Origin of the sequence: Pseudomonas sp. QE6 (genome assembly GCF_041379005.1) — a bacterium.
Lineage (GTDB): Bacteria > Pseudomonadota > Gammaproteobacteria > Pseudomonadales > Pseudomonadaceae > Pseudomonas.
On the sequence record NZ_CP166873.1, the window covers coordinates 1035998 to 1061517 of the forward strand.

General features: G+C 65.7%; 22 protein-coding genes and 1 pseudogene. 11 read left to right on the forward strand and 12 right to left on the reverse strand.

Going from position 1 to position 25520, the window contains the following annotated elements; translation table 11 throughout:
* Positions 1 to 56: 56 nt before the first annotated feature.
* The 5 genes from ACAW63_RS04650 to ACAW63_RS04670 all read left to right on the forward strand — a co-directional run bounded on the left by ACAW63_RS04650 (position 57) and on the right by ACAW63_RS04670 (position 6542).
* Positions 57 to 2462, forward strand: a complete 2406-nt coding sequence (locus ACAW63_RS04650; protein WP_371232001.1) for a carbohydrate-binding family V/XII — start codon at positions 57 to 59, stop codon at positions 2460 to 2462.
* A 79-nt stretch (positions 2463 to 2541) separates the two neighbouring features.
* Positions 2542 to 3516, forward strand: coding sequence for an AEC family transporter (locus tag ACAW63_RS04655; RefSeq protein WP_371232002.1), 975 nt, complete (start codon positions 2542 to 2544; stop codon positions 3514 to 3516).
* A gap of 405 nt (positions 3517 to 3921) precedes the next feature.
* Positions 3922 to 5226, forward strand: coding sequence for a CitMHS family transporter (locus ACAW63_RS04660; protein WP_371232004.1), 1305 nt, complete (start codon positions 3922 to 3924; stop codon positions 5224 to 5226).
* Between the two features lie 32 nt (positions 5227 to 5258).
* Entirely contained in the window at positions 5259 to 6020 is a 762-nt protein-coding gene (locus ACAW63_RS04665; protein WP_371232006.1) for a TerC family protein, read from the forward strand.
* A gap of 90 nt (positions 6021 to 6110) precedes the next feature.
* The gene (locus ACAW63_RS04670; protein WP_371232007.1) at positions 6111 to 6542 is read left to right on the forward strand and encodes a hypothetical protein; all 432 of its coding nucleotides are present in this window, start codon (positions 6111 to 6113) and stop codon (positions 6540 to 6542) included.
* 22 nt (positions 6543 to 6564) lie between these two features.
* On the opposite strand, the gene ACAW63_RS04675 is transcribed toward ACAW63_RS04670, so the two are convergent.
* Positions 6565 to 7050 carry an LEA type 2 family protein gene (locus tag ACAW63_RS04675; RefSeq protein ID WP_371232009.1) on the reverse strand — a complete coding sequence of 162 codons (486 nt, stop codon included), beginning with the start codon at positions 7048 to 7050 and terminating at the stop codon, positions 6565 to 6567.
* Positions 7051 to 7409: 359 nt separating this feature from the next.
* On the opposite strand from ACAW63_RS04675, the gene ACAW63_RS04680 reads away from it, so the two are divergent.
* Positions 7410 to 9116 carry a Na/Pi cotransporter family protein gene (locus ACAW63_RS04680; RefSeq protein WP_371232010.1) on the forward strand — a complete coding sequence of 569 codons (1707 nt, stop codon included), beginning with the start codon at positions 7410 to 7412 and terminating at the stop codon, positions 9114 to 9116.
* 106 nt (positions 9117 to 9222) lie between these two features.
* Positions 9223 to 10257, forward strand: coding sequence for an AraC family transcriptional regulator (locus tag ACAW63_RS04685; RefSeq protein ID WP_371232012.1), 1035 nt, complete (start codon positions 9223 to 9225; stop codon positions 10255 to 10257).
* 75 nt (positions 10258 to 10332) lie between these two features.
* Here ACAW63_RS04685 and ACAW63_RS04690 read toward each other — a convergent pair whose 3' ends face one another.
* On the reverse strand, positions 10333 to 11289 hold the full coding sequence (locus ACAW63_RS04690; protein WP_371232014.1) for an NAD-dependent epimerase/dehydratase family protein: 957 nt from the start codon (positions 11287 to 11289) through the stop codon (positions 10333 to 10335).
* 203 nt (positions 11290 to 11492) lie between these two features.
* Here ACAW63_RS04690 and ACAW63_RS04695 point away from each other — a divergent pair, with 203 nt between their 5' ends.
* Entirely contained in the window at positions 11493 to 12866 is a 1374-nt protein-coding gene (locus ACAW63_RS04695; protein ID WP_371232016.1) for a M16 family metallopeptidase, read from the forward strand.
* Positions 12867 to 12887: 21 nt separating this feature from the next.
* Here the strand turns inward: ACAW63_RS04695 and ACAW63_RS04700 are convergent, their stop codons facing one another.
* The 4 genes and pseudogenes from ACAW63_RS04700 to gltP all read right to left on the reverse strand — a co-directional run bounded on the left by ACAW63_RS04700 (position 12888) and on the right by gltP (position 16988).
* Entirely contained in the window at positions 12888 to 13442 is a 555-nt protein-coding gene (locus ACAW63_RS04700; protein ID WP_371232017.1) for an N-acetyltransferase family protein, read from the reverse strand.
* Positions 13443 to 13664: 222 nt separating this feature from the next.
* Positions 13665 to 14040: pseudogene (locus ACAW63_RS04705) on the reverse strand (GNA1162 family protein); the annotation flags it as partial.
* A gap of 260 nt (positions 14041 to 14300) precedes the next feature.
* Positions 14301 to 15530, reverse strand: coding sequence for a nucleoside recognition domain-containing protein (locus ACAW63_RS04710; RefSeq protein WP_275609427.1), 1230 nt, complete (start codon positions 15528 to 15530; stop codon positions 14301 to 14303).
* 108 nt (positions 15531 to 15638) lie between these two features.
* Positions 15639 to 16988 (reverse strand): glutamate/aspartate:proton symporter GltP, encoded by a 1350-nt coding sequence (gltP, locus tag ACAW63_RS04715; RefSeq protein ID WP_371232018.1) that lies wholly within the window; start codon positions 16986 to 16988, stop codon positions 15639 to 15641.
* Positions 16989 to 17643: 655 nt separating this feature from the next.
* Here gltP and ACAW63_RS04720 point away from each other — a divergent pair.
* A complete protein-coding gene (locus ACAW63_RS04720) occupies positions 17644 to 18303 on the forward strand; it encodes a DUF3313 domain-containing protein (protein ID WP_371232020.1) in 660 nt (219 codons plus the stop codon).
* A gap of 194 nt (positions 18304 to 18497) precedes the next feature.
* On the opposite strand, the gene ACAW63_RS04725 is transcribed toward ACAW63_RS04720, so the two are convergent.
* From ACAW63_RS04725 to ACAW63_RS04740, 4 genes are all read right to left on the reverse strand, one after another.
* Complete coding sequence (locus tag ACAW63_RS04725; RefSeq protein ID WP_371232022.1) at positions 18498 to 18971, reverse strand: inhibitor of vertebrate lysozyme family protein; 474 nt, start codon at positions 18969 to 18971, stop codon at positions 18498 to 18500.
* Positions 18972 to 19004: 33 nt separating this feature from the next.
* Positions 19005 to 19166, reverse strand: coding sequence for a DUF1328 domain-containing protein (locus ACAW63_RS04730; RefSeq protein ID WP_371232024.1), 162 nt, complete (start codon positions 19164 to 19166; stop codon positions 19005 to 19007).
* 98 nt (positions 19167 to 19264) lie between these two features.
* Positions 19265 to 19531: a hypothetical protein gene (locus ACAW63_RS04735; protein ID WP_371232026.1), complete on the reverse strand. Its 267-nt coding sequence runs from the start codon at positions 19529 to 19531 to the stop codon at positions 19265 to 19267.
* Between the two features lie 268 nt (positions 19532 to 19799).
* Entirely contained in the window at positions 19800 to 20678 is an 879-nt protein-coding gene (locus ACAW63_RS04740) for a BON domain-containing protein (RefSeq protein ID WP_371232027.1), read from the reverse strand.
* Positions 20679 to 20897: 219 nt separating this feature from the next.
* Here ACAW63_RS04740 and algB point away from each other — a divergent pair, with 219 nt between their 5' ends.
* Together algB and ACAW63_RS04750 are read left to right on the forward strand one after the other, a co-directional pair.
* Entirely contained in the window at positions 20898 to 22244 is a 1347-nt protein-coding gene (gene algB, locus ACAW63_RS04745) for a sigma-54-dependent response regulator transcription factor AlgB (RefSeq protein WP_371232028.1), read from the forward strand.
* Positions 22241 to 24034 carry an ATP-binding protein gene (locus ACAW63_RS04750; protein ID WP_371232029.1) on the forward strand — a complete coding sequence of 598 codons (1794 nt, stop codon included), beginning with the start codon at positions 22241 to 22243 and terminating at the stop codon, positions 24032 to 24034. Before algB ends, ACAW63_RS04750 begins: the two co-directional genes overlap by 4 nt.
* Here ACAW63_RS04750 and ACAW63_RS04755 read toward each other — a convergent pair.
* The gene (locus ACAW63_RS04755) at positions 24031 to 24813 is read right to left on the reverse strand and encodes an N-acetylmuramoyl-L-alanine amidase (RefSeq protein WP_371232031.1); all 783 of its coding nucleotides are present in this window, start codon (positions 24811 to 24813) and stop codon (positions 24031 to 24033) included. The two genes, ACAW63_RS04750 and ACAW63_RS04755, sit on opposite strands and share 4 nt — an antisense overlap.
* 8 nt (positions 24814 to 24821) lie before the next feature.
* Complete coding sequence (locus ACAW63_RS04760; RefSeq protein WP_015479763.1) at positions 24822 to 25409, reverse strand: MarC family protein; 588 nt, start codon at positions 25407 to 25409, stop codon at positions 24822 to 24824.
* Positions 25410 to 25520 lie beyond the last annotated feature (111 nt).

Here is a 25520-nt window from a genome sequence, read left to right on the forward strand (position 1 = left end):
AGATTGCCGGCGCTGCACTATCGTTGAGCGCAGGTTTCTCAAGGAAGGTTTCCACCATGCTGCTACGCCCGCTCCTGCCGTCCCTCGCCCTGGCCATTGGCCTGGCGCACGGGTTTCCCGTCGCACTGGCGGCCGACACCCCGCCAGCCGCCGCGCAGTCGAGCGCCGCGACCGAGCTGAAGTGGCCGCGCGACTTCGCCCTGGGCGAGCAGCACGTGCAGATCTTCCAGCCCCAGGTGGAAGCCTGGGACGGCACCCGCATGAGCGGCCGCGCCGCGATCGCCGTGGGCACCGCCAATGCCGCGCCGACCTATGGTGTGGCGCTGTTCTCCGCCGCCGCCGCCATCGACAAGACCAGCGGCCTGGTGCAGCTCAGCGATATCCGCATCGACAAGGTGGAAGTCCCCACCGAGCCGGACAGCGCCGGCAAGGTCCGCGACGCCCTGGTGGCGCACCTGCCGAAGGACGGGCTGACTGTCTCCCTCGACGAGCTGCAGGCCAGCTACGCGGTGAACCAGCAATTGGACAAGCTGCGTCACGTCGAGGTGAGGAACGACGCGCCGCAGATCGTCTTCGCTGATACCCCGACCGTGCTGGTGATGATCGACGGCCAGCCGAACTGGCAGTCGCTGCCCGGCAGCGACTTCGAGCGCGTGATCAACAGCCGCGTGCTGATCCTGCGCGACGCCCAGGGCAACAACTATCTGCACGCGGCGGGCAGCTGGTACACGTCCCAGTCGCTGGACGGCAACTGGCTGGTGCTGAGCCAGCCGCCCAAGGCGCTGCTCGGCGCCGAGCAGATCGCCAGCAGGAACGGCCCGGTGGACGCGCTGCTGCCCAAGAACGGCAAGCAACCGGCGAAAGCGCCGGCGGTGCTGGTCGCCACCCGCCCCACCGAGCTGATCGTCAGCGACGGCACCGCGCAGATGGCGCCGGTGGACGGCGTCAGCCTGCTGACCCTGCAGAACGCCGACCACGCAGTGTTCGTCGATCCCACCCACGACACCTGGTACGTGCTGGTCTCCGGTCGCTGGTTCAGCGGCCCCGGTGAAAAGGGCCCGTGGCAGTATGTGCAGGGCAAGGACCTGCCCGCTGACTTCGCGAAGATCTCGCCCAAGGACCCGAAGGCCAACGTGCTGGTCTCGGTACCCGGCACGCCGCAGGCCAAGGAAGCGGCCATCGCCGCGAGCATCCCGCAGACCGCCACCGTCTCCCGCAGCAAGACGACGCTGACGGTGAACTACGATGGCGCGCCGAACTTCCAGCCGATCGCCGGCACCAGCCTGAGCTATGCGGTGAACACCCCGACACCGGTGATCGAGGTAGCGCCCAACCAGTTCTACGCGATGAACAACGGCGTCTGGTTCGTCGCCCCCAGCGCCACCGGCGCCTGGCAGGTGGCAACCGAAGTGCCGGCGGTGATCTATGGCATCCCGCCCAGCTCGCCGCTGTACTACGTGACCTACGTGCACATCTATTCGGTCACCCCGCAGACCGTGGTGGTGGGCTACACGCCCGGCTACCTGGGCGTGGTGGTGAACAGCGACGGCACGGTGGTCTACGGCACCGGCTACACCTACCCGGCGTACGTCAGCAACACCGTGTACTACGGCTACCCACCGACCTATGGCTACGGCGCCGGCTTCGCCGTGGGCGCGCTGACCGGATTCGCCTTCGGCTTCGCCGCCGGTGCCTGGTGGGGCGCGCCCGAGCCCTACTGGGGCCCGTACTGGGGGCCCTACCCGGCCGGCGGCTGGAGCTACACCAACATCAACCAGGCGAACTTCTACGGCCGCTGGGGCCAGGGCTCCGTCACCCATGCCTACGGCTACAACGGCTGGACCGGCACCCAATGGCAGGGCAGCTCGGCGGTCGGCTACAACCCGCGCACCGGCACCCGCTTCGCCGGCAGCCAGGGCTCGGCCTTCAACCCCTATACCGACCAGGGCGCCGCCGGACGCAGGGGCGCCTACGCCAACGCTTCCACCGGCATCTCCGCCGCGGGCCGCAGCGGTGTCGCCTACGACCGCGACTCGGGCGATTTCGAGGCGGGCCAGCAGGGGATCAAGCACAACGCCCAGACCGGCCGGACCACCATCGCCGAACGCGGCATCTCCGGGGACGTGGACGACGGCCGCGGCAGCTACGACCGCCAGAACCAGGGCATCAGCTACAACCGCCGGACCGGCAACGCCGTGGCCTGGAAGAACGGCGACGTCTATGCCGGCCACGATGGCAACGTCTACCAGCACACCCAGGACGGCGGCTGGCAGCAACACACCGACAATGGCTGGCAGCCCGTACAGCCGAACCAGGGCACCGTGCGCAACCAGCTCGACCAGCAATGGCAGTCGCGCCAGCTGGGTCAGCAGCGCTTCGGCCAGACCCAGCGCCAGTGGGGCGGTGGCGGATTCGGCGGCGCCCATTTCGGTGGCGGGCACTTTGGCGGGTTCCGCCGCTGACCCTGTGGACAAGGTTTTCCACACCCTGAAAGACTGTGGAAAACCGCGCAGGCAAGGCTGAGAAACTTATCCACACGCCTTGCCCTCCCCCTCGCCGGCTCGGCAAGATGCCCGCTTCCAGCCATCTTGCGGGGTCGCCGTGACCGCTCTGTTCCAGGCCCTCTGGCCGTTGTTCGCGCTGATCGTCGGCGGCTACGTGCTGCGTCGCAAGGGCTTCCCCGGCGAGGCGTTCTGGCCCGCCGCCGAGCGGCTCAACTACTTCCTCCTGTTCCCCGCGCTGCTGGCCAGCAGCCTGGCCAACGCGCCGCTGAACGATCCCGGCCTGGCCCGTCAGGCGCTGGCGGTGATCCTCGGGCTGGGCATCGCCTGGGGCGCCCTGCTGATCGTCAAGCGCCAGCGCGGCTGGAGCGCGGCGCGCTTCGGCGCCATCGCCCAGGGCGTGCTGCGCTTCAACACCTACCTGGGGCTGGCCGCCGTCGGCAGCCTGTATGGCAAGCCGGGGCTGACCCTGGCCGCGCTGATGCTGGCGCTGATGGTGCCGACGGTGAACGTGATGTCGGTGTGGGCACTGACCGCCGAGCGCGGCATCAGCCTGCGCGGGCTGTTGCTGCCGATCGTGAAGAACCCGCTGATCCTCGCCTGCGTAGTCGGTGCACTGCTCAACCTGAGTGGCATCGGCCTGCCGGGCGGCAGCGACCGGCTGCTCAACCTGCTGGCGGTGGCCAGCCTGCCACTGGGCCTGCTGTGCGTGGGCGCGGCGTTGCAGCCTCAGGAGCTGCGCGCGGAAGTCGCGGCGCTGGGCTGGAACTGCGCGATCCGCCTGCTGGCAATGCCATTGCTGGCCTTCGCCATCGCCCGCCTGCTGGCCCTGCCGGCGCTGGAAAGCGCGCTGCTGGTGCTGTTCTTCGCCCTGCCCACCGCGCCGACGGCCTATGTGCTCACGCGGCAGCTGGGCGGCGAGAGCCATCTGATGGCCGGGATCATCACCCTGCAGACGCTGCTGGCCGGCGCCAGCCTGCTGGTGGTGATGGGGGCGATTCAGGCGCTCGGCTGACCCGCTCCTGAAAAGGCCGGAAACTTATCCACATGGCACACCGCTTCCGTAGGAGCGGATCTTATCCGCGATCCGGCCGGCAGGCCGGTGCAAGGCCAAGGCTTCGCGGACAAGGTCCGCTCCTACAATGAACTCCGCCGTTCGACCTGCGACTTACCCACAGGGTCTGGCTTCGGTTCGCGAGCAAGCTCGCTCCAACAAGAACCGCTCCGATCAACGGCACCCTCCCGCGAAAGCCTGCTGAAAGCTTGGCCTCCTAGCATCGCCGCCCTCGGCCCTTCCGGCCGCACAAAAACAACAATCGGTGATCGCCATGTTCCATGCCCTGTCCTCCCCCGCTCCGTCCTCGCCGCACCCGCTCTCCCACAGCCACCGCTGATCCCGCGCCGACACGGAGTTATCCCCATGCTGACTTTCCTCGCCTTCGCCATGGTGGCGACCTTCATGTTCCTGATCATGACCAAGCGGCTGTCGGCGCTGATCGCGCTGATCCTGGTCCCGATCTCCTTCGCTGTGCTCGGCGGCTTCGCCGCGGGGCTCGGCCCGATGATGCTGGACGGCATCCGCACCCTGGCGCCCACCGGGGTGATGCTGATGTTCGCCATCCTCTACTTCGCCATCATGATCGACTCGGGCCTGTTCGACCCGGCGGTGCGCAAGATCCTCAAGCTGGTGAAAGGCGACCCGCTGAAGGTCTCGATGGGCACCGCCGCGCTGGCGATGATCGTTTCGCTCGATGGTGACGGCTCGACCACCTACATGATCTGCGTGGCCGCCGTACTGCCCCTGTACCGCCGCCTGGGCATGAGCCCGCTGCTGATGGCCTGCCTGATCATGCTCTCCAGCGGCGTGCTGAACATGACGCCCTGGGGCGGCCCCACCGCCCGCGCGGCCAGCGCGCTGCACGTGGACCCGGCGCACATCTTCGTGCCGATGATCCCGGCCATGCTCGCCGGCATCGTGGCGATCTTCGCCATCGCCTGGGTCTACGGCAAACGCGAGCGCGAGCGCCTGGGCGAGCTGCACCTGCCGACCGACCCTGAAGCACTGGCCGAGGTCAGTGTCTCGCAGTACCCCGACGCGCGCCGGCCGAAGCTGCTGTGGTTCAACGGCGCGCTCACGGTGGCGCTGATGGCCACCCTGATCGCCGGCCTGCTGCCGATGCCGGTTCTCTTCATGATCGCCTTCGGTATAGCGATGATCGTGAACTATCCCTGCATTATCGAGCAGAAGGAGCGCATCGGCGCCCACGCCGGGAACGTCCTGGCGGTGGTTTCGCTGATCTTCGCCGCCGGGGTGTTCACCGGCATCCTGCAGGGCACCGGCATGGTCGAGGCGATGTCCAAGGGCCTGCTGGCGGTGATTCCGCCGTCGCTGGGGCCGTACATGGCGACCATCACGGCGCTGGTGAGCATGCCGTTCACCTTCTTCATGTCGAATGACGCTTTCTACTACGGCGTGCTCCCGGTACTCTCCCAGGCCGCCGCGCAGTACGGCATCACCCCGGTGGAAATGGCCCGCGCCTCCATCGTCGGCCAGCCGGTACACCTGCTCAGCCCACTGGTGCCGTCGACGTACCTGCTGGTAGGCCTGGCCAAGGTGGACTTCGGCGATCACCAGCGCTTCACCCTGAAATGGGCCGTGCTGGTGTGCCTGGCGATCCTTGCCGCCGCCCTGCTGCTGGGCTTGTTCCCTCTGTTCAATCAATGAACAGTTCAATGACTGACTTCGAGTGACCGTAAATGGAATGGCTGACCAGCCCTGAAATCTGGATTGCGTTCTTCACCCTGACTGCCCTGGAGATCGTCCTGGGCATCGACAACATCATCATGATTTCCATCCTGGTCGGCCGCATGCCCAAGCAGATGCAGCCGCGCACGCGCTTCTTCGGGCTGGCGCTGGCGATGGTCACGCGCATACTCCTGCTGCTCTCGATCACCTGGGTGATGCGCCTGACCGCCGACCTGTTCCAGGTGTTCGGCCAGGGCATCTCCGGGCGCGACCTGATCCTGTTCTTCGGCGGCCTGTTCCTCCTGTGGAAAAGCAGCACAGAGATCTACCACGGCCTGGAAGGCGAAGACGAAACCGAAGGCGAACCCAAGAGCATGATGGGCGGCTTCATCGGCACCATCATCCAGATCGCCATCATCGACATCGTGTTCTCGCTGGACTCGGTGATCACCGCCGTGGGCATGGTGTCCAACGTGCCGGTGATGATCGCCGCGATCGTCGTGGCCGTGCTGGTGATGATGCTGGCGGCCGGCGCCATCAGCGACTTCATCGACAAGCACCCGTCGCTGAAGATGCTGGCGCTGTCCTTCCTCATCGTGGTCGGCACCGTGCTGATCGCCGAGGCCTTCGAAGTCCACGTGCCGAAGGGTTACGTCTACTTCGCCATGGCCTTCTCGCTGGCGGTGGAAGCCCTGAACATCCGCATGCGCACCACGCGCGGGAAGAAGGACCGGGAGCCGGTGAAGCTGCGCAAGGATATTCCCGGCCAGTGATCCCGCCGCGACAACCGGTCGCGACGGGAGGCAATCGATGCCGGCTATGCTCCCGGTGCGGCAAGCACGCCGCAGCGGGAGAGCGAGTTCATGGAAGAAGTTATCAACAAGGCATTGCTGGTTGGCGCAGCCCTGAGCGCCCTGGCGGCGCTTCTGCATGTGGCGATCATCTTCGGCGGCGCCCCGTGGTACCGCTTCTTCGGCGCCGGTGAAAGAATGGCGCGGGCGGCGGAAGCCGGCCATCTGCGCCCCACCCTGATTACCACCGGCATCGCCTCGATACTCGCGCTCTGGTCTCTCTACGCGCTGTCCGGCGCCGGACTCATCGCCCCGCTGCCCCTGCTGCGTAGCGGGCTCTGCCTGATCACCGGCATCTACCTGCTGCGGGGCCTGGCGATCCTGCCCCTGCTGACGGTCGCCCGCGTCCATTCCACCCCGTTCCTGATCTGGAGTTCGCTGGTCTGCCTGGGTTTCGGCCTGGTCCACCTGCTTGGCCTGGCGCAACGCTGGAACAGCCTCTAGGCAGGGTTATCCACAACCCGCCTCAGCGTTGCACCTTGGGCTCCGGCCACTTCAGCACGCCCCTGTCGTTGAAGCGCACCGTACCGAACAGCCCGCCGGCCAGCTTGCCGTTGATCTCGTAGGGCATGCCCTCACGCGGCGGCCCACCGGACAGGCCCCAGGCCTGGCGGAATGCGGAGAACGCCGAGAAGCTCACCGGAACGCTGATCACCTTTTCGCCAAAGCGCGGCACCTGGCCGCTGGCGTCGCTCACCCCGCTGGCCAGCGGCTGGCCGTTCACCGCCAGGTCCAGGGCGATGCCGTTGTAGTCGATGGCATCGTCGTTGGGGTTCTGCACCCGCAGCTTCACCATGAAACGCGCCTCCATGCCCTGCCCGGCAACGGGTTCCAGCCCGACCAGGTCGACCCGTAGCGGATCGCGCAGGCCGAACAGGCTACTGCAGGCGCCCAGCGCCAGCATCACTGCGATCAGGCCGCCCCGCCGGGCGATCTCTCGAATACCTCGCATGCATACTCCTTGCTGGTGGATGGTTCGGCCGCCGACCCGATGCCCGACGCGCTGGTGTGCCCGGGGATTTTATCCACAGGGCCGGCGGGCCGACTGTTCCAGGTCAGGCCCGGCGCCGCGTTTCGCTGCAATATCCGCCCGCACGATGGCGCCGGATCAGCTTTACTCAAGCACAGGAACCCCAGCGAATCAGGCATTTGGCGAACCCTCAGGGAAAAACACGGGTCTACCCAAGACAATTGGATGACAACGCCTGAACGCTGCCGTGTCCTTATCGGCCTTCCGCGCTATCGGATTGCGGGCGAGGTCGTCAGGGGCTGTTGAGGTCAGCGGCCCCGGAAAGCGTGAGGGGGCCCGACATGCTCAAACTGCTCGATCTACTCTCCGCCGTCGCCCTGTTGGTGTGGGGCACCCATATCGTCCGCACCGGCATTCTCAGGGTTTACGGCACCCATCTGCGGCGCGTGCTGAGCAACAGCGTACAGAAGCGGCCGCTGGCCTTCGCCGCCGGCATCGGCGTGACGGCCCTGGTGCAAAGCAGCAACGCCACCGCGCTGCTGGCCACCTCCTTCGTCGCCACTGGCCTGATGGCGCTGGCGCCAGCCCTGGCGATCATGCTCGGCGCCGACGTCGGCACGGCGCTGATGGCGCGGGTGCTGACGCTGGACCTGTCATGGCTCTCGCCACTGTTGATCTTCTTCGGGGTGATCCTCTTCCTCAGCCGCAAGCAGACACGCGCCGGCCAGCTCGGCCGGGTGTTCATCGGCCTGGGGCTGATCATCCTGGCGCTGCAGCTGATCGTCGCCGCCGCCGAGCCGATGACTCAGGCCAAGGGCGTGAAGGTGCTGTTCTCCAGCCTGACCGGCGATGTGATGCTCGACGCCCTGACCGGCGCGCTGTTCGCCATGATTTCCTATTCCAGCCTGGCCGCGGTGCTGCTCGCCGCGACGCTGGCCACCTCCAAGGTGATCTCGCTGAAAGTGGCGCTGTGCCTGGTGGTCGGCGCCAACCTCGGCAGCGGCATCCTCGCCCTGATCAGCTCTGCCTCGCAGAATGCCGCCGGTCGGCGCGTGGCCCTGGGCAGCCTGTTGTTCAAGTTCGCCGGCTGCCTGCTGGTGTTGCCGCTGGTCGGGCCGGTAGCGGTGTGGATGGACGATTGGCCGTTCCGCACCCAGGAACTGGTGATCGCCTTCCACGTGCTCTACAACGCCACCCGCTGCCTGGCGTGCCTGCCGCTCACCGAGCAGATGGCGCAGCTGTGCACGCGCCTGATGCCGGACCGGCAGTCCCCCGAAGACACCGTGCGCCCCCGCCACCTCGACCCGGCGGCGCTGGACACACCGAGCCTGGCGCTGGTCAACGCGGTACGCGAGACCCTGCGCATGGGCGATATCGTCGAGCAGATGCTGAACCACCTGATGCAGGTTATCCACAGCGGCGATCCGCTGCTCGCCAAGCAGATCCGCAAGCAGGATGACGACGTCGACGCGCTCTACACCGCGATCAAGCTGTACCTGGCGCGCATGCCCCGCGAGGATCTGGGCGAGCGTGACAGCCGCCGCTGGGCGGAGATCATCGAACTGGCGATCAACCTGGAACAGGCCGGCGACATCATCGAGCACATGCTTGGCGCCGTGCAGGACAAGAAGACCTCGCGCAGCCGCTCGTTCTCCGACAGCGGTCTGGAAGAGATCACCGTGCTGCACGGGCAACTGGTCAGCAACCTGCGTCTCTCCCTGTCGGTATTCCTCAATGGCGACCAGGAAGGCGCCCGGCGCCTGCGCCGCGCCAAGCAACGCTTCCGCCTGCAGGAGCGCCACTACGCCCACGCGCACGTCGACCGCCTGCGCCAGCAGGTAGTGCAGAGCATCGAGACCAGCTCGCTGCACCTGGACCTGATCAGCGACATGAAGCGGCTGAACTCGCTGTTCTGCGCCATCGCCTATGCTGTGCTGGACAACCCGGACGCCAGCGTCGGCGACGCCAGAGCTGCCGAAGACTTCGTCGAGCATGAGGTCGAGCAGGCGCAGCAACCCCCGGCACCCGGCTCGCGCGCGGCAAGTTGAATCGGACGCCAGCCGGACGCGTTTCGCGTGGCGCTCGGCCGCGCCGAGCGAGTCCGCGCACAACACAGGTTACCCAGGGCCCAGGGTTAGGGCAGAATCCCCCGCCATGGACGAAAGCTCTCAAACACACCGTACGCCCTCGGTCAGCGCCAGCCTGACCCAGGCCGTGCTGTTGGCCGCAGCCCGCCTGGGCCTCGACCGCAATGCACTGCTCGCCGCCAGCGGTCTGCAGGAAACCCAGCTCGGCGATCCCGACGCGCGCATCGACTTCCCTCACCAGGAACGACTCTGGGAGGCGATCCAGACCCGCCTGGCCAACCCCGAGCCTGGCCTCGCCGTGGGCCGTGCGCTGTCGCCGGCCTCCTTCAGCGCCCTGGGTTATCTGTTGCAAAGCAGTACGACGCTGGGCGAAGCCCTGGAATCGGCCCTGCGCTATCAGCGCCTGGTCGGTGAAGGCGGCCAGGTGACGATCGAGGTGCAGCCCGAGACCATCTGGGTCGCCTACCGTCCGCTCAATCCCGAGCAGTCCGCCACCCGCCCCCGGGCACTGGCCCTGCTGAGCTTCTGGGCGCGCCAGCTCAAGGCCCTGCTGCCCGGCCTGCAGCTCGCCGGCTGCCGCTTCATGCACCGCCAGCCGGCGCACCTCGACGACTATGTGAAGGCCTTTGCCTGCGCCTTGCACTTCGAGGCACACGACTATGCCCTGGGCCTGCCCAAGGCGATGGTTGGCGTCGCCCTGCCGCAGGCCAATGCGCCACTGCGCGACCTGTTGCGCCAGCATGCCGAAGGACTGCTGGCGCGCCTGCCCAGCGCCAGTGTCAGCGGTCGGGTAGTCGCGCTCCTCGGCGAACAGCTCACCCGCGGCGAACCCGGCCGCGCAGCCCTGGCCAACACACTGGGCCTGAGCGAGCGCACCCTGCAACGGCGCCTGGCGGAGGAAGGCAGCAGTTATCAACAACTGCTGGCCGACACCCGGCGGCAACTGGCGGAGCGCTATCTCAGCGAAGACAACCTGCCCGCCACCGATATCGCCGCGCTGCTCGGCTACTCCGAACCCAGCGTGTTCTTCCGTGCGTTCCGCCACTGGACGGGCCTGACGCCAGGCGAATACCGCCAGCGCCGACGCCACTCGGGCAATTGAAGCCCGGCGGCACTGCGCCTTGTCGGGGCTGGCTTTCCACAGGCTTGTCTACAGGTTATCAACAGGAACGGTGTGTCAGCCGTTCATCCCGCGGGCCTCTAGGAACGCCAGGAACGCCTCCCGGCTGGAGTAGCGCGGCTGGTAGCCGAACTCCTCCTTGAGCCGCCGGTTGTCCAGCACCGGACGGTAACGCAGGAAGTCCACCTGTTCCGGGCCGTAGGTCGAAAGCCCCAACGGCTTGAGCAGGCCCAGGCCGGCACGCAGCAAGGGTGCCGGCCAGGCGCGGTAAGGCTTGCCGAGCAGTTCGGCGATCTCGCGCAGCGACAGGGCACCATCGCCCGCCAGGTTGTAGATGCCCTCGCTGCGCTGCTCCAGCCCCTGGCGGATGACGTTCACCACGTCCTGGTCCCAGATGAACACGAAACGGCTGGGGTAGCCGGTAACGCCCAGGAGCTTGCGCCGACCAAAGAGTTCGATGAGCGGGTTATGCACACGCCGGCCGAGGATAGTGCCGGGCCTCAGGACCAGTTGCCTGAGCTGTGGATAACGCTGCCGCATGTCGGCCAGCACCTGCTCGATCTCCTGCTTGTGCCGGACATGCAGGAAGCGGGGATGGCTGCGCAACGGCTGGCTCTCGTCGATCCATTCGGCGTTGTCGGGGTGATAGCCGTACGCGGCCCCGGAACTGGTGACGATCAGTTGCTGCACGCCGGCCTCGCAGGCGGCCTCGATCAGCGCCTTGGTACCACCGACTTCGATGGCGTGAAGCTGCGACTGGGTCATCTCGCGCGGGGGATTGATCACGGCGGCGAGGTGCACGATGGCCTCGGGGCGCCATTTCTCCAGGCAGTGCCTCACCTTGGAAGGCACGCTGATGTCCATCTGAAGCGGCTCGATGTTCGGGCGCAACCCCTGCAGACTCAGGCAGCGGACATCGGCGGCGATCAGGGTCCAGTCGAGATGCTGCACCGCCAGGTCGCTGAGCAGGCTCTGGCCGAGGAACCCGGCCGCACCGGTAATCAGGACACGCATGAAGCCTCCGAATCTCTACATCCACGGCGAGGGCATGTCCGCCGGCGCCGGAGGGTGAATCCGCCTCGTGCCCCCACAGTGACGATAGAAGCCGTGGACGATGATGCAAGGCGCCCGACCATAGGGCGGACTACGGGTAGGTTCGCGCCAGCCAATCCGCTATCCTCGTCGCTTTGCGTTCTGGCTCCCCAGGCTTTTTGCTCATGCGCTGGTTGTTGTTCCCCCTGCTGTCCCTGCTGCTTGCTGGCTGGTCGCACGCCGATCAGCGCCAGACGGTGGAGGCATATCAGCTGGAAAACGGCATGGGTGTGCTGTTCAAGCCCACCCGCGAGAAGGGCCACGTCTCCATCCGGCTGATCGTCGGCGTCGGCTTCAGCGACTTCTCCTGCCAGGACCGCCAGTTGCCGCACCTCATGGAGCACCTGTTCTTCAGCGGCCTGGACGGCGGTGACGAGGCTGACCTGGAAGCCCGCATGCAGGCTCTGGGTGGCCAGTGGAACGCCTATACCAGTGAAGGCGATACCGCCTTCGTCGTCGAGTCGCCGGCCGCCACCCAGCGCCAGGTGCTCGACCTGCTGCTGGAAGCCATCACCCGCACCCAGCTGGACACGCAGAAGATCGCCTCGGCCAAGCAGGTGCTGGTGCGCGAGGACGGCGGCCACTATTCGCACCTGCAGCGCTGGCTCGACCACCAGAACGTCAGCCGCGCCGGCCAGGAACAGCTTGCCGTGGAGCTGGGGCTGGCCTGCGCCGAGCGCGCGCCGGTCGGGCACCTGAGCCAGGCCCAGCTGGACCAGTTGCGCAAGGACTGGTACGTGCCGAGCAACATGACGCTGATCATCGTCGGTGACCTCGATCCCCGCCTGCCGGTGTACCTGGGCCACAGCTATGGCGCGCTGGTCGATCACGACACACCGGAACGTCGCGAGCTGCCGGTGATGAAGGGCACGGCCGAACGCCAGCGCACGCTGACCACCAGCCTGTTTGGCGAGAGCGCGGTTTTGCACTGGATATTCCCCGAGCCGGGCGATGCCGAAGGCGCGTCCCTGGACCTTCTGCAGGCGTACCTGAACGATGTGCTCTACACCGAGCTGCGGGTACGCCGCGAGCTGTCGTACGGTCCCTGGAGCGAACGCAGTGCCTGGGCCAACCAGGGGTTCCTCAGCCTGAACGCCGACATCGAGCGTGACGATCAGGACGCCACGCTCAAGGCGTTGCACGAGGTGGTGGAAAAGATTCGCCACGACGGCCTGGACCCGGCGCGTTTCAGCCGCATCCAGCGCGTGGCGCGGGCCCAGCTGGCCTGGAGCACGCCGGGCAACTCGACGCTGGCGGACTATTACTGGGGCGCGCTGGCGGATTTCGACGACGGCCACTTCCCCGACGAGGACAAGCGCCTGGCGAAGGTCAGCCTGCAACAGATGAACGAGCTGGCCCAGCAGCTGTTCAAGGATGACGGCTACCTGCGCATCGAGAAGCCACTGCTGGACGACGATGCGGTCTATCCGCTGGCCGCGGGGGCTGCACTGCTGATTGCGGGGCTGCTGGGCCTGCTGCTGTGGCGCCGGCGAGGCTGACGCCCCGCCGGAGCTGAGGCGTTACAGGGCCAGGCGGCGGATCACCTGGCAGGCATCGTCCGGATCGAGTTGGGCGCGGAAGCCCAGTTCACGGGACATGTCACGCATATCGCGGTCCATGGACGAGTCGATCGAGTACATCTGACTGAAACCATTGCGCTTGGCGACGTCGATCAGGTGGCGCATCAGCGCGACATCCAGGCCCAGCTGCTTCCATTCATCGGCGATGGTCACCGCGCACTCGCACTGCTGGCCATCCACTGCTGCGTAACGGCTGATGCCGACTTCCCGCAGCTCGCCGTCGACATGGGTCAAGGCAATGAAGGCCATGGTCGTCTGGTAGTCCACGTCCATCAGCTGGTCGAGCAGCTTGTCGTCGATCTTCACTTCGCCGTGGAAGCGGAACTTGCGGGTCATGGGCGACAGGCGCTCGAGGAACAGGCGCTCGCGTTCACGGTCTTCCGCACGCAGCGGGCGGATCAGCACATGGCTGCCGTCGTCGAGGGTTTCTATCCAGTGATCGGTACCTACAGCCGCGAGGGCTGCAAGCTCCGCAGGGTTGCTGTGGGTCATCATGACGCGGTCTCCGCTGGCGAAGAGGGATTGGGATGACCCTATCCTTCTCCCTCCGCGTCCGGACGAGCCTGACTTGAATCAAGGCCGTCCGGATCAGCCGTGAGACAGAACGCCGCAGCGGCGTCCGTTGCCGACGGCCGCCAGTGAGCCGTCCCGCACGCGGGCACCCTTGAACAGATCCAGGGTGGCGAGCAGGCCGGCAAACACCACGGCCACCTCCGGTCAGTCGGTACCGTAGTTGGGCGAACGTGGACCGTACAGCAGTCCCCCGTTGTGTCCGGCGGACAACAGGCGGGCACCGGTGATACCGGCGATCGGGTAGCTGGCGTCTTCCTGGGCGCTGGAGATGATCTGCTTCACTGCAGCGCTGATCGGCATGCCGACCAGGCCGCCGCTGTTCTGGCTGCCCTCCTCGCTGGAAGCGGTGGCGGTACCGGTCCAGAGGGTGGTTCCGGAACACAGGTCGACCAGCCGGACGCTCGCGGTAACGACACTTGCGCTGCTCAGCACCATGTAGCTGGTGCCGTACTCGGTGACGGTGACGTAGAGCCCCGGCATCGGCGCCGAAGATTTCGCGCAGCTTGCCGGCGGGCATGACCAGGGAATCGATCAGGGGCGTTCCCCGCCTGGCGTCTCCACGCAGCGGCGGGACGATTCGGGGAACGAACGATCACACAGGGGAAATGAAGACAGCCTGGCATCCTGTTGCCACGTGCACCGCATCCCTTCGGTCTTCCAGCGGCCCTGGTCGAAAACGCTGTGATACCAGAGTCACGCGGCGATGATACGGCAATGTGCCATCAATGACAAAAAGCAGGCGTCATATTTCCGGGAGCATGGCTGCGTCCGGAGGTCGCATCAGGCGAAGAACCAGTAGCACACACCGATGGACGCCAGCACCCCGGCGAGGTCCGCCGCCAGCGCGCAGCCCACGGCATGACGGGCACGCTGGATACCCACTGCGCCGAAGTACACCGCCAGCACGTAGAAGGTGGTTTCCGTGCTGCCCTGCACCGTGGCTGCCACCAGCGCGGGGAAGCTGTCCACGCCGTGGGACTGCATGGTTTCCAGCAGCATGGCCCGCGCCGCGCTGCCGGAGAACGGCTTGACCAGCGCGGTGGGCAGGGCGTCGACGAAGCGGGTGTCCCAGCCCAGGCCTTCGACAGCCCAGCGGATGCCGTCCAGCGCCATTTCCAGCGCGCCGGAGGCCCGCAGTACGCCGACCGCGCAAAGCATCGCCACCAGGTAGGGCAGCAGGCTCTTGGCGACGTCGAAGCCTTCCTTCGCGCCTTCGACGAAGGCTTCGTATACCGGCACCTTCTTCAGCCAGCCGACGACGAGGAACAGCATGATGATGCCGAACAGGGTCACGTTGCCCAGCAATGAGGACAACTGCGCCAGCGCGGTGGCGGAGAGGCCGGCGAGCAAGGCCATGAAGGCGCCCAGCGCCAGCGCGCCCGGGATCAGGTAGGCCAGCACCACCGGGTCCCACAGGCGCAGGCGCTGCATCAGCGACACGCTCAACAGGCCCACCAGCGTGGAGGCGCTGGTGGCCAGGAGGATCGGCAGGAACACCAGGGTCGGGTCGGCGGCGCCCTGCTGGGCGCGGTACATGAAGATGGTCACCGGCAGCAGGGTCAGCGACGAGGCGTTGAGCACCAGGAAGAGGATCTGCGCGTTGCTCGCGGTGGTACTGCTCGGGTTCAGCTCCTGCAGCGCCTTCATGGCCTTCAGGCCGATGGGCGTGGCGGCGTTGTCCAGGCCCAGGCCATTGGCGGCGAAGTTCAGGGTGATCAGGCCGATGGCCGGGTGGCCGGCGGGCACTTCCGGCATCAGACGGCGGAACAGCGGGCCGAGCAGGACCGCCAGTTTCTCCACCAGACCGGCCTTCTCGGCGATGCGCAGGAAGCCGAGCCAGAGCGTCAGGGTGCCGAACAGCAGCACCATCACATCCACCGACAGCTTGGCCATGGCGAACAGGCTCTCCACCATGGCGGCGAAGACGGTCGCCTCGCCTCCGAGCAGCCAGCGGGAAAGCGCGGTAACCGCCGCGACGATGAAAAAGCCCAGCCACAGGCCGTTGAGCATGCAGAGTCCCCCTTGGAATGGCCCGGATGATAGCGGCACGGGCCCACCCGACGCCAGAAACGGCAAGGCCCCGGACTATGCCGGGGCCTTGTGGATAACCCTTGCGGGTCAGTGAGTGGCGGGACTCTGCTTGCCGTTCGGGCTCTCCCCTTCGAGGAAGGCTTCGACACGGCCATTGCGCATGGCTTCCCAGTAGCGGGCGCCCTTCTGCGCGTCGTACACGCCTTCCCACTTGGAGATGACCAGAACGGCCAGGGCGTTGCCGATCACGTTCAGCGCGGTGCGCGCCATGTCCATGATGCGGTCGACACCGGCGATGAACGCCAGGCCTTCCAGCGGAATGCCCACGCTGCCCAGGGTCGCCAGCAGCACCACGAAGGAAACGCCCGGCACGCCAGCGATGCCCTTGGAGGTGACCATCAGGGTCAGCACCAGCATCAGCTGCTGGCCGATGGACAGGTCGATGCCGTAGAGCTGGGCGATGAAGATCGCCGCGATGCTCTGGTACAGGGTCGAGCCATCGAGGTTGAAGGAGTAGCCGGTGGGCACCACGAAGCTGCTCACCGCCTTGGGCGCGCCATAGGCTTCCATCTTCTCGATGATGCGCGGCAGCACGGTCTCGGAGCTGGCGGTGGAGTACGCCAGGATCAGCTCGTCCTTGAAGATGCGCATCAGCTTGATGATGGAGAAGCCGAACAGGCGCGCGGCCAGGCCCAGCACCATGAAGGCGAAGAAGGCGATGGCGAAGTACACCAGCACCACCAGCTTGGCCAGCGGCAGCAACGAGGCGAAGCCGAAGTTGGCCACCGTCACGGCGATCAGCGCGAACACGCCGATGGGGGCGTAGCGCATGATCATGTGGGTAACGCGGAACATGGCCTCGGCCACGCCCTGGAACATTTTCACCAGCGGCTCGCGGGTCGGCGCCGGCAGCGAGGACAGGCCCAGACCGAACATCACCGAGAAGAAGATGATCGGCAGCATCTCGCCACGGGCCATGGCCGCGAAGATGTTCGACGGGATCAGGTTGAGGATGGTCTCGATGAACGCGTGATGGTGCTCGACTTCCTTGGCGGTCTGCGCGTACTGGGAGATATCCACAGTGCCCAGGGTGCTCATGTCGATGCCGGCGCCCGGCTGGAAGACATTCGCCAGCAGCAGGCCGACCACGATGGCGACCGTGGTGATGATTTCGAAGTAGACGATGGTCTTCAGGCCGATCCGGCCGAGTTTCTTCGCATCCCCCATGCCGGCGATACCGACGACGAGCGAGGAGATCACGATCGGCACCACGATCATCTTGATCAGGCGGATGAAGATGTCGCCGGCTGGCTGGAGGATGTTGCTGATCCACCAGGCCTTGTCCGCGCTGAAGTGGTTGAGCGCGGCGCCCAGTGCAATTCCGAGTACCAGGCCGATGAGGATCTGCCAGGCGAGGCTGAGCTTGGCTTTGCCCATAGTTGAGTCACCCTTGATTCTTGTGGAAGTCGGGGTTCCGCATGGCCATCGGGGTGCCGACGGCCAGCGAAAAAGGGGCGCATGATTCCTATGCCCCACGCCCTCGTCTAATGCCGGAGGCGCCTACCCTATGCACAATCGGCATAAGAAAAAGCACTTGAAACCTTGGTTCCAGGTCTTTCGGCCCTTGATTTATTGCATGAACCAGGTTCCTCAACGCCTGTCACGCAGCGGTCTGCAAAGCCGGCTAGGCTTGTCTGCATTCATGCCGTCAATGGCGCGGGTTGAACGGATGAGCCGTCCGCAATCGAGACATCCGGCGTTCCTGTTACCGGATGTACGGTCACCTTGAAGGACCGTCACGGAGGGTCGCGGCCAAGGAATGAGGCCATTGGACCGCAGGGCTGGCAGGGTCGCAGGCGCTGTGGATAAGTCGCCGGAATCCGCTTTTCATTGTTGCGGTGCAGGTTTATCGGGATGAAATCAGCCGACGGGAATCGGCGAGGCATTGTAGGACGCTTCCCGGTCACGTCGGCTTGATCGGTATCAGTAAGTTCGTGCTGGTTCGAAACGGCGCGCGGCTAATCTTTGCCAGCGCAAGCGCACCAGCCAAGTCTGTGAACGACGCGGTGAACCTTCAGATACAGGACTCTCTATGACGCGACTCTCGGTAGTACCCACCCTGCTGTTGGCCGGCACCCTGGCGCTGGCCGGTTGCTCCAGCCAGAAACCGGATGCCTCGCAGTATTCCGGCTTCCTCGACGACTACTCCCAGCTCGAACCCGCGACCTCGCCCAGCGGACAGCCGGTGCTGCGCTGGGTGGACCCGAACCTGAAACTGAGCAACTACAGCTCGGTGCTGGTGGAGCGGCCGGTGTACTTCCCACAGCCCAAACCGACCGAGAACGTCGACCAGACGACTCTGAACGCCATTCCCGACTACCTGAAGCAGCAGATCGAGCGGCAACTGAGCAGCCGCTACCGCGTGGTGCAGCAGGCCGACCGCGACACCCTGGTGCTGAAGACGGCAATCACCGGCGTCAACGTTTCCACCGAGGGTCTGCACGCCTATGAGGTGATCCCGATCGCCCTGGTGGTCGCGGCCACCACTACCGCCATCGGCACACGGGACCAGGCAACCGAGGTCTATGTGGAAATGGAAGCGCTCGACGGCGCCACCAGCAAGCCGGTGGCCAAGGTGGTGCGCAAGGGTGCCGGCGAGACGCTGGAGAACTCCAGCACGCACCTGACGCTGAACGACCTGAAACCCGTGCTCGACGGCTGGGCGCGCGACGCCGCCAACTTCAAGCCGTAACCGGTCCGGCTCTGCGGAACCGAAGTGAGGCAAATGACGGCATGCTCCTCACCCCGGTTCCGCCGCAGCCTTCTTACCCTGACCCGGTCCGCCGCTGCGGAGGTACCCCCTGTACCCCAGGGTCGCTCAGGGCCTGAAGCATCACCCCGAACATCCCGGCCCCCTGGTCATGCGCAGGCCCTTGGCCGCGCAAATCAGAACCAGCTCGGATCACTCTTGAGCTCCTCATCCAGGATGCTCTTCACCGCGTCATTGGGATCGCCCAACCAGCGCAAGTGGGCGTGCCGGCTCGGCGCCTGGTCCGGCGGCAGGCCTTCGGGCACCTTCACATAGAGGGCATAGGCCTTATGTTTATCCCAGGTGAAGGCAACATAGAGCCGGTGTCGGGTGCAGTCGTAGGCGTCGCACAGCTCACCCACCAGGTACTTGCCGCTCGGCTGATCGACAGAGTGCATCGGCATCGAGGTGCCGGTGAGATTCGTCACCCAGCCGGGCAACTGATCTTCATTGCGGACCACGGAATGCCAGGTCTGCCGGTACTGTTGATCGGAAGCCATCAATTGGTCGACCCGCTGCCCGGAGATCCTGTCCGGCCCCAACGCCAGGGCCTGAGTCCCGACGCCGACCAGCAATGGAAGACCGATCAGCAGATGGCGGATGACGCCCATCACCCAGCTCCTCGCTCAATGGAGAGAAACGCGTCAGCCTCGCCAACGCCCGACGATGAACGACACGACGAACAGCACCAGGAACAGGATGAACAGGATCTTGGCAATGCTGGTCGCAGCGCCCGCAATACCACCGAAACCGAGCACGCCGGCGATGATGGCGATGATCAGGAATGTCAGAGCCCAACTGAGCATGGGGTTTCTCCTCTATCTCGTGGTCGATTCGGCGCCGCTGCCGGAGCAGCCGCCTGGATGACCCACCATTCCGGCGTTCAGGCCATCCGGCCTCGGATTCAGAACACCCAGCCACCGCGACGCGGGGTTGGCGCCTGCGGCTCCTGGGTCTTCGCGCTCCATTGCCGGTCGAAGTTATCCCTGCCCGGAAGAGGCTGTGGATAACGCTGGACAGCCGGCAGCACACTGGAAGCGCTGGGGACAAATACGTGGGGATAGCCCGAGAGCGGCGACATCAATTGCGCCTGGTGGATCAGCAACAGTAGCAGGGCGATGGCCAGCAGGAGCCGGCTCCAGACATCGACACGCGTTTCGTGGCTATTCATCCCGACTCTCCTGGCCAATGCAGGCGGCATGGACTGACTTTCCCTGGGAGTCTGCACGCCACATGCCAGGCTGCCTGCGACTTTTTTATCCTTTGAAAACAACTTGTTGGATAACTTCTACCGAGCGCTTCCGCCCGCATCCTGCACGATTGGCAGGCTTTAGCCGTGCGTTTTGCAATCCTCCCGGGGCCGTGTGACAGCGATCATTTGTCGGACATGGGCCGCACCGTCCCCGCGGATGACTCCTCCGAACCACGGCCCATGCGGCTCATGAATGAAGGGTTTCCGGGGACGGTCGATACAGGTCGGTGGTCTGGCCAGCCACCTTCAAGGCGCTGGCGTCCACTTCATGAACGCCGCGGGTCTTGCGTGCGGTTTCGATCAGTTGCTGGCGCTCGGCATCGCTGGGCACTACGCCACGCAGGCTGACCACGCCATCACGGGTCGACACACCGATGGAGAGCCCGCTCAACGCATGGCGCGCCAGCACATCGGCCTTGATCTGGCTGGTGATCCAGGCATCGCTGACCGCAGCCTGGGCATCGTTCACGGAATCCTCCAGCTTCTTGGTCGACGAGCCTTCGGGCATCACCTTCAGCCGGTTATCCACAGAGGCGACCCCTTCGGTCTGCGCGGCGAGGTGAGACGCCTGCTGGCTGGCCTCCTCGCTGGGCACCGTACCTTCCAAGGTGACCGCGCCAGCCTTGCTGGAGACCTTGATGTCCAGGCCTTCGGCAGGCTTGTCCAGGAGCAGCTTGGCCTTGACTCGGGCGGCCAGCGCCGCATCGTCCCAGCGCTGTACCGCATCGCCGCGCGGCGCCTCGCCACTGGCCAGTGCCGGATCGACGCTGATGCGGTTATCCACAGAGGTGATGCCTTCGACGCTCATTGCGACCTGCGCGGCCAGTTCGCGCTGTTCGTCACTGGCGACCTTGCCGCCCAGCACGGCCCGGCCCTTTTCCACATCCACGCTGAGTTTGAAGGGTTTCAGGTCGCGGTTGAGGTTGATGGCCGTCCAGATCGATCCTTCCTGGCGCGCCTCGGCCAGTTGTTCGGTAAGCGTGGAATCCTCGGCCCGGCCGACCAACGGCTGAGTGGCCAGCAACACGCTGCCAAGGGCCAGGACAAGCAGCTTCGGGGTGGGCATGGTGCGCTCCTTGGCGTTTTTCTGTACTGCCAGTAGAGACAGCGAAATGCCCATGCCAGTGCCATTCTGTTGATAAGTCCTTTTATTTCAATCCATTACCCAACCTGTGGGTAACTCTGTCCTTGCACCCTGCCCGATGCTTAGGAAAGGGCCTTTGCAACTTGCACGAAATTTCCGGGACTAAGAAATAACCTAAGACAGAAATGAGGATCACCCTGAATGGACGCTCAGCCTGAGCAACAAGGCCGCATCCTTCTGGTCGATGACGAGCCTTCCATCCTGCGCTCGTTCCGCTATTGCCTGGAGGACGAAGGCTATAGCGTGGCGACCGCCAGCAGCGCCGCCCAGGCCGACACGCTGCTGCAACGACAGGTTTTCGACCTGTGCTTCCTCGATCTGCGCCTGGGCGAAGACAACGGCCTGGACGTGCTCGCGCAGATGCGCGTGCAAGCCCCCTGGATGCGCGTCGTCATCATCACCGCCCATTCCGCCGTGGACAGCGCGGTGAACGCCATGCAGGGCGGCGCCGCCGACTACCTGGTGAAACCCTGCAGTCCCGATCAGTTGCGCCTGGCCGCCGCCAAGCAACTGGAGGTCCATCAGCTCACGGCGCGTATCGAGGCGCTGGAAGGCGAGATGCGCAAGCAGGGCGATGTACTCGAATCGCAGAGCCCGGCCATGGCCGCAGTTCTGGAAACCGCCCGCCAGGTCGCCGCCACCGACGCCAACATCCTGATCCTTGGCGAGTCGGGCTCTGGCAAGGGCGAGCTGGCGCGGGCCATTCACGGCTGGAGCAAGCGGGCGAGGAAATCCTGCGTGACCATCAACTGCCCATCACTGAGTGCCGAGCTGACCGAAAGCGAGCTGTTCGGGCACAGCCGTGGCGCGTTCACCGGCGCCACCGAGAACACCCTTGGACGCATCAGCCAGGCCGACGGAGGCACCCTGTTCCTCGACGAGATCGGCGACTTCCCACTGGGCCTGCAACCCAAGCTGCTGCGCTTCATCCAGGACAAGGAATACGAGCGGGTGGGCGATCCGGTGACGCGCACCGCCGATGTACGCATCCTCGCCGCGACCAACCGCGACCTGGCCGGCATGGTCGCCCAGGGCAGCTTCCGCGAGGACCTGCTGTACCGCCTGAACGTCATCGTGCTCAACCTACCGCCCTTGCGCGAACGCGCCGAAGACATCCTGAACCTTGCCGATCGTTTCCTCGCCCGCTTCGTCAAGGACTACGGCCGCCCGGCCCGCGGCTTCACCGATGACGCCCGCGACCTGCTGCGCCGCTATGGCTGGCCAGGCAATGTTCGCGAGCTGAGAAACGTCATCGAGCGTGCAAGCATCATCTGCAATCAGGAGCTCATTGGCATCGAACACCTCGCCCCTGGCGAACATTCGGCAAATGCTGCGCCACGCATCGGCGAAGCACTCAGCCTGGAGGAACTCGAAAAGGCCCACATCGCCGCGGTGATGGCTTCCAGCGCCACCCTCGATCAGGCCGCCAAGACCCTGGGCATCGACGCCTCCACGCTGTACCGCAAGCGCAAGCAATACAGCCTGTGAAACTGCCTCTGTCGCTGACGTTGCGCACCCAGCTCTTCCTGAGCATCTCGGCGCTCATGACGGTGGCCCTGCTGGGGCTGCTGCTGGGGCTGTTCAGCGTGGTGCTCACCGGTCGCGAGCAGGCGGAACTCATCCAGCGCAATTTCGACACCATCGAAGTCAGCCAGCAGTTGCGCCAGGCCCTGGGTGATGAATTGGTCGAGGTACTCAATGCGCAACCCGACACCCAGCGCCTGGCGGATGCCCGCCAGAACTTCCGCGATGCCGTGGAGCACGGTCAGCAGCAGGCCTCCAGCGACACGGAGCGGCAACTCTTGCAGCAGATAGCCGACGCCCACCGGAAATTCGTATCAGCCACCGACAACCCGGGGCCCGGCCGCCCCGAGTTGCTGGACGACAGCAACCTCAGCCGGAACCTGGAGGCGCTCCGGCAGCAGTTGCTCGCGCTGCATGAATTCGCCATGCGCAACATCGACACCCAGGAAATCGATGCGCGCACGCGGACCCTGCTGATCAGCGGGCTGCTCGGACTGGTGGGGGTGGCCATCCTGCTGATCGGCTTCGTTACCGCCCACAGCATCGCCCGCCGCTTCGGTGCGCCCATCGAAGCCCTGACCAGGGCCGCAGACAAGATCGGGCTCGGTGATTTCGACCTGACCCTGCCGATCTCCCCGGTGGCCGAGATGACGACCCTGAGTCGCCGCTTCGGCCTGATGGCGGAGGCCCTGCGCCTGTATCGGGAGACCAACACCGAAGCCATCGGCTATGGACGCCGACGCCTGCAAGCCGTGCTCGACAGCATCGACGACGGCCTGGTGATCCTCGACCGCGACGGCCGTATCGAGCACGCCAACCCGGTCGCCAGTCGCCAGTTGTTCTCCAGGAGCGATCCCCACGGCCAGAACCTCGGCGTGCTGCTGGACAACCCGGAACTGACCCAGGCCACCCAGCGGGTTCTGGCGGGCAACCTGCTGGAAGAAACACCCCAGGACCTGGTGGTGGAGGTCAATGGGGAACAGCGGCTGCTGTCCTGGGGCATGTCGCCGGTCACCCACGACGATGGACGCAACATCGGCGCGGTGATGGTGCTTCGTGATGTCACCGAGCAACGCGCCTTCGAGCGGGTGCGCAACGACTTCGTGCTGCGCGCTTCCCATGAACTGCGCACGCCGGTGACCGGCATGCACATGGCCTTCGGCCTGCTTTCCGAGCGCCTGACCTTCCCCAAGGGCTCCCGCGAGCACGAACTGATCACCACGGTCGATGAAGAGATGCGTCGGCTGGTACTGCTGATCGGCGACCTGCTGAATTTCTCCCGGTACCAGAGCGGCACACAGAAGCTCGACCTGCAACCCTGCGACGTCACCGAGATCCTCACGCAGGCCAGGCAGCGCTTCGAGGGGCAGGCACGCAGTCAGCTCATCGATATCCAGTTGGAAACCGCCAGCGACCTGCCGCCGATCAATCTGGACCGCCTGCAGATCGAGCGGGTCATCGACAACCTGATCAGCAACGCCCTGCGCCACACGCACGAGGGTGGGATCATCCGGCTGCAGGCACAATGTCACGACGAGCGGGTGGCGATTGCCGTGGAAGACAACGGCGACGGCATTCCCTTCAGCCAGCAGAGCCGCATCTTCGAACCCTTCGTCCAGGTCGGGCGCAAGAAGGGGGGAGCCGGCCTCGGCCTGGCGCTGTGCAAGGAGATCGTCCAGCTGCACGGCGGGCGCATCCTGCTGCACTCGCAGCCGGGCAAAGGCTCGCGCTTCTACCTGCTGCTGCCGGTTTAGCTGGTCGGCACGGCCAGCAATAGCGCAGCGGTCTCCAGATCCGGCTCGCCGTCGAAACGGTCCGGGCGGAAGCGCATCTGGAAGGCAGCGATCACGTTGCGGGTTTCCTCATCCAGCACCCCATCGAGCGGCACCGCGTAGCCGTGGCGCGCCAGCTGCTGCTGGAACCACCCCGGGACGGGCAACTGGCCGTTCAGCTCACCCAGGCGGCGGGCGATCTCGCCCGGCTTCGGCCAGGGGATCAGGCCGGCATCGGCGAGCTTCTTCCAGGGGAACAGCGGGCCCGGATCGACCTTGCGCTGCGGGGCGATGTCGCTGTGGCCGAGGATGTGTTCCGGGGTGATGCCCTGGCGCTTGCTGATGTCCTTGAGCAGGGCAATCAGCGCATCGATCTGCCCGTCCGGGTAGGGATACCAGATCTTGCCATTGGGGGTTTCACGATAGCCGGGATTGACCAGCTCGATGCCGATCGACGTGGAATTCAGCCAGGTGCGACCCTGCCATTCGCTCTGCCCGGCGTGCCAGGCGCGGCGGTTCTCGTCCACCAGCTCGTAGATGGTCGGCGGCTGGTCGCCGATCAGGTAATGGGCGCTGACCTCACCCTGCGTCAGGACCTTCAGCGAACGCGACAGGTTCTCCGACGTGTAGTGGATGATGATGTACTGGACGCGGCTGTCCTGGTTGCGCGAGACGTGCGAACGATCGATCTGCAACCCCTGCTCGGCGCAGCCGGCTAGCAGCAAGGCGGACAGGGCGAGACAGGGGATGCGAAGGGTCATGGGCTCACTCACGCTGCGATGTGCAGGACGCTGCGCAGGTTCTGCAGGAGCATGTTCACGCTGAGCATGATCAGCAGCATGCCGGCCAGGCGCTCCACGGCGGTCAGCCCGCGAGGGCCGAGGAAACGCTGCAGGAACGAGGCCTGCAGGAGGATCAGCGCCGTCGCCGCCCAGGCGAGAATCACCGCCAGGTACAACTCCCACAACGGGCCTGTGTAGGTGGTGCGCAGGGTGATCAGCATGGCCAGCGCCGAGGGGCCGGCCACGGCCGGGGTGGCCAGCGGCACCAGCAGCGGTTCGCTGTCTGGCATGTCGCCGAGCACGCCCTGCGGGGTCGGGAAGATCAGGCGCATGGCAACCACGAAGAGAATGATGCCGCCAGCGATCCCGGTGGCTTCCTTCGACAGCCCCAGGCCGGTGAGGATGTGCTCACCGAGTGTGAGGAAGATCAGCAGCAGGCCAAGCGCGAGCAGCAGTTCGCGCAGGGCGACCTTGAGGCGACGCTCGGCCGGGACGGATTTCAGGGCGGCGAGGAACACCGCGATGTTGCCGAACGGGTCGGTGATCAGAAAGATCAGGACGGCGACGCCGAGCATGATCGAGAAACTCCGGCAGGAAGGACGCCCCAACCGAACGGCAGCACGGGTGAGGAAAACGTCTGTGGATAACGAATTAGCGTAGTCCCGCCTGTGAATAACGACTTACCC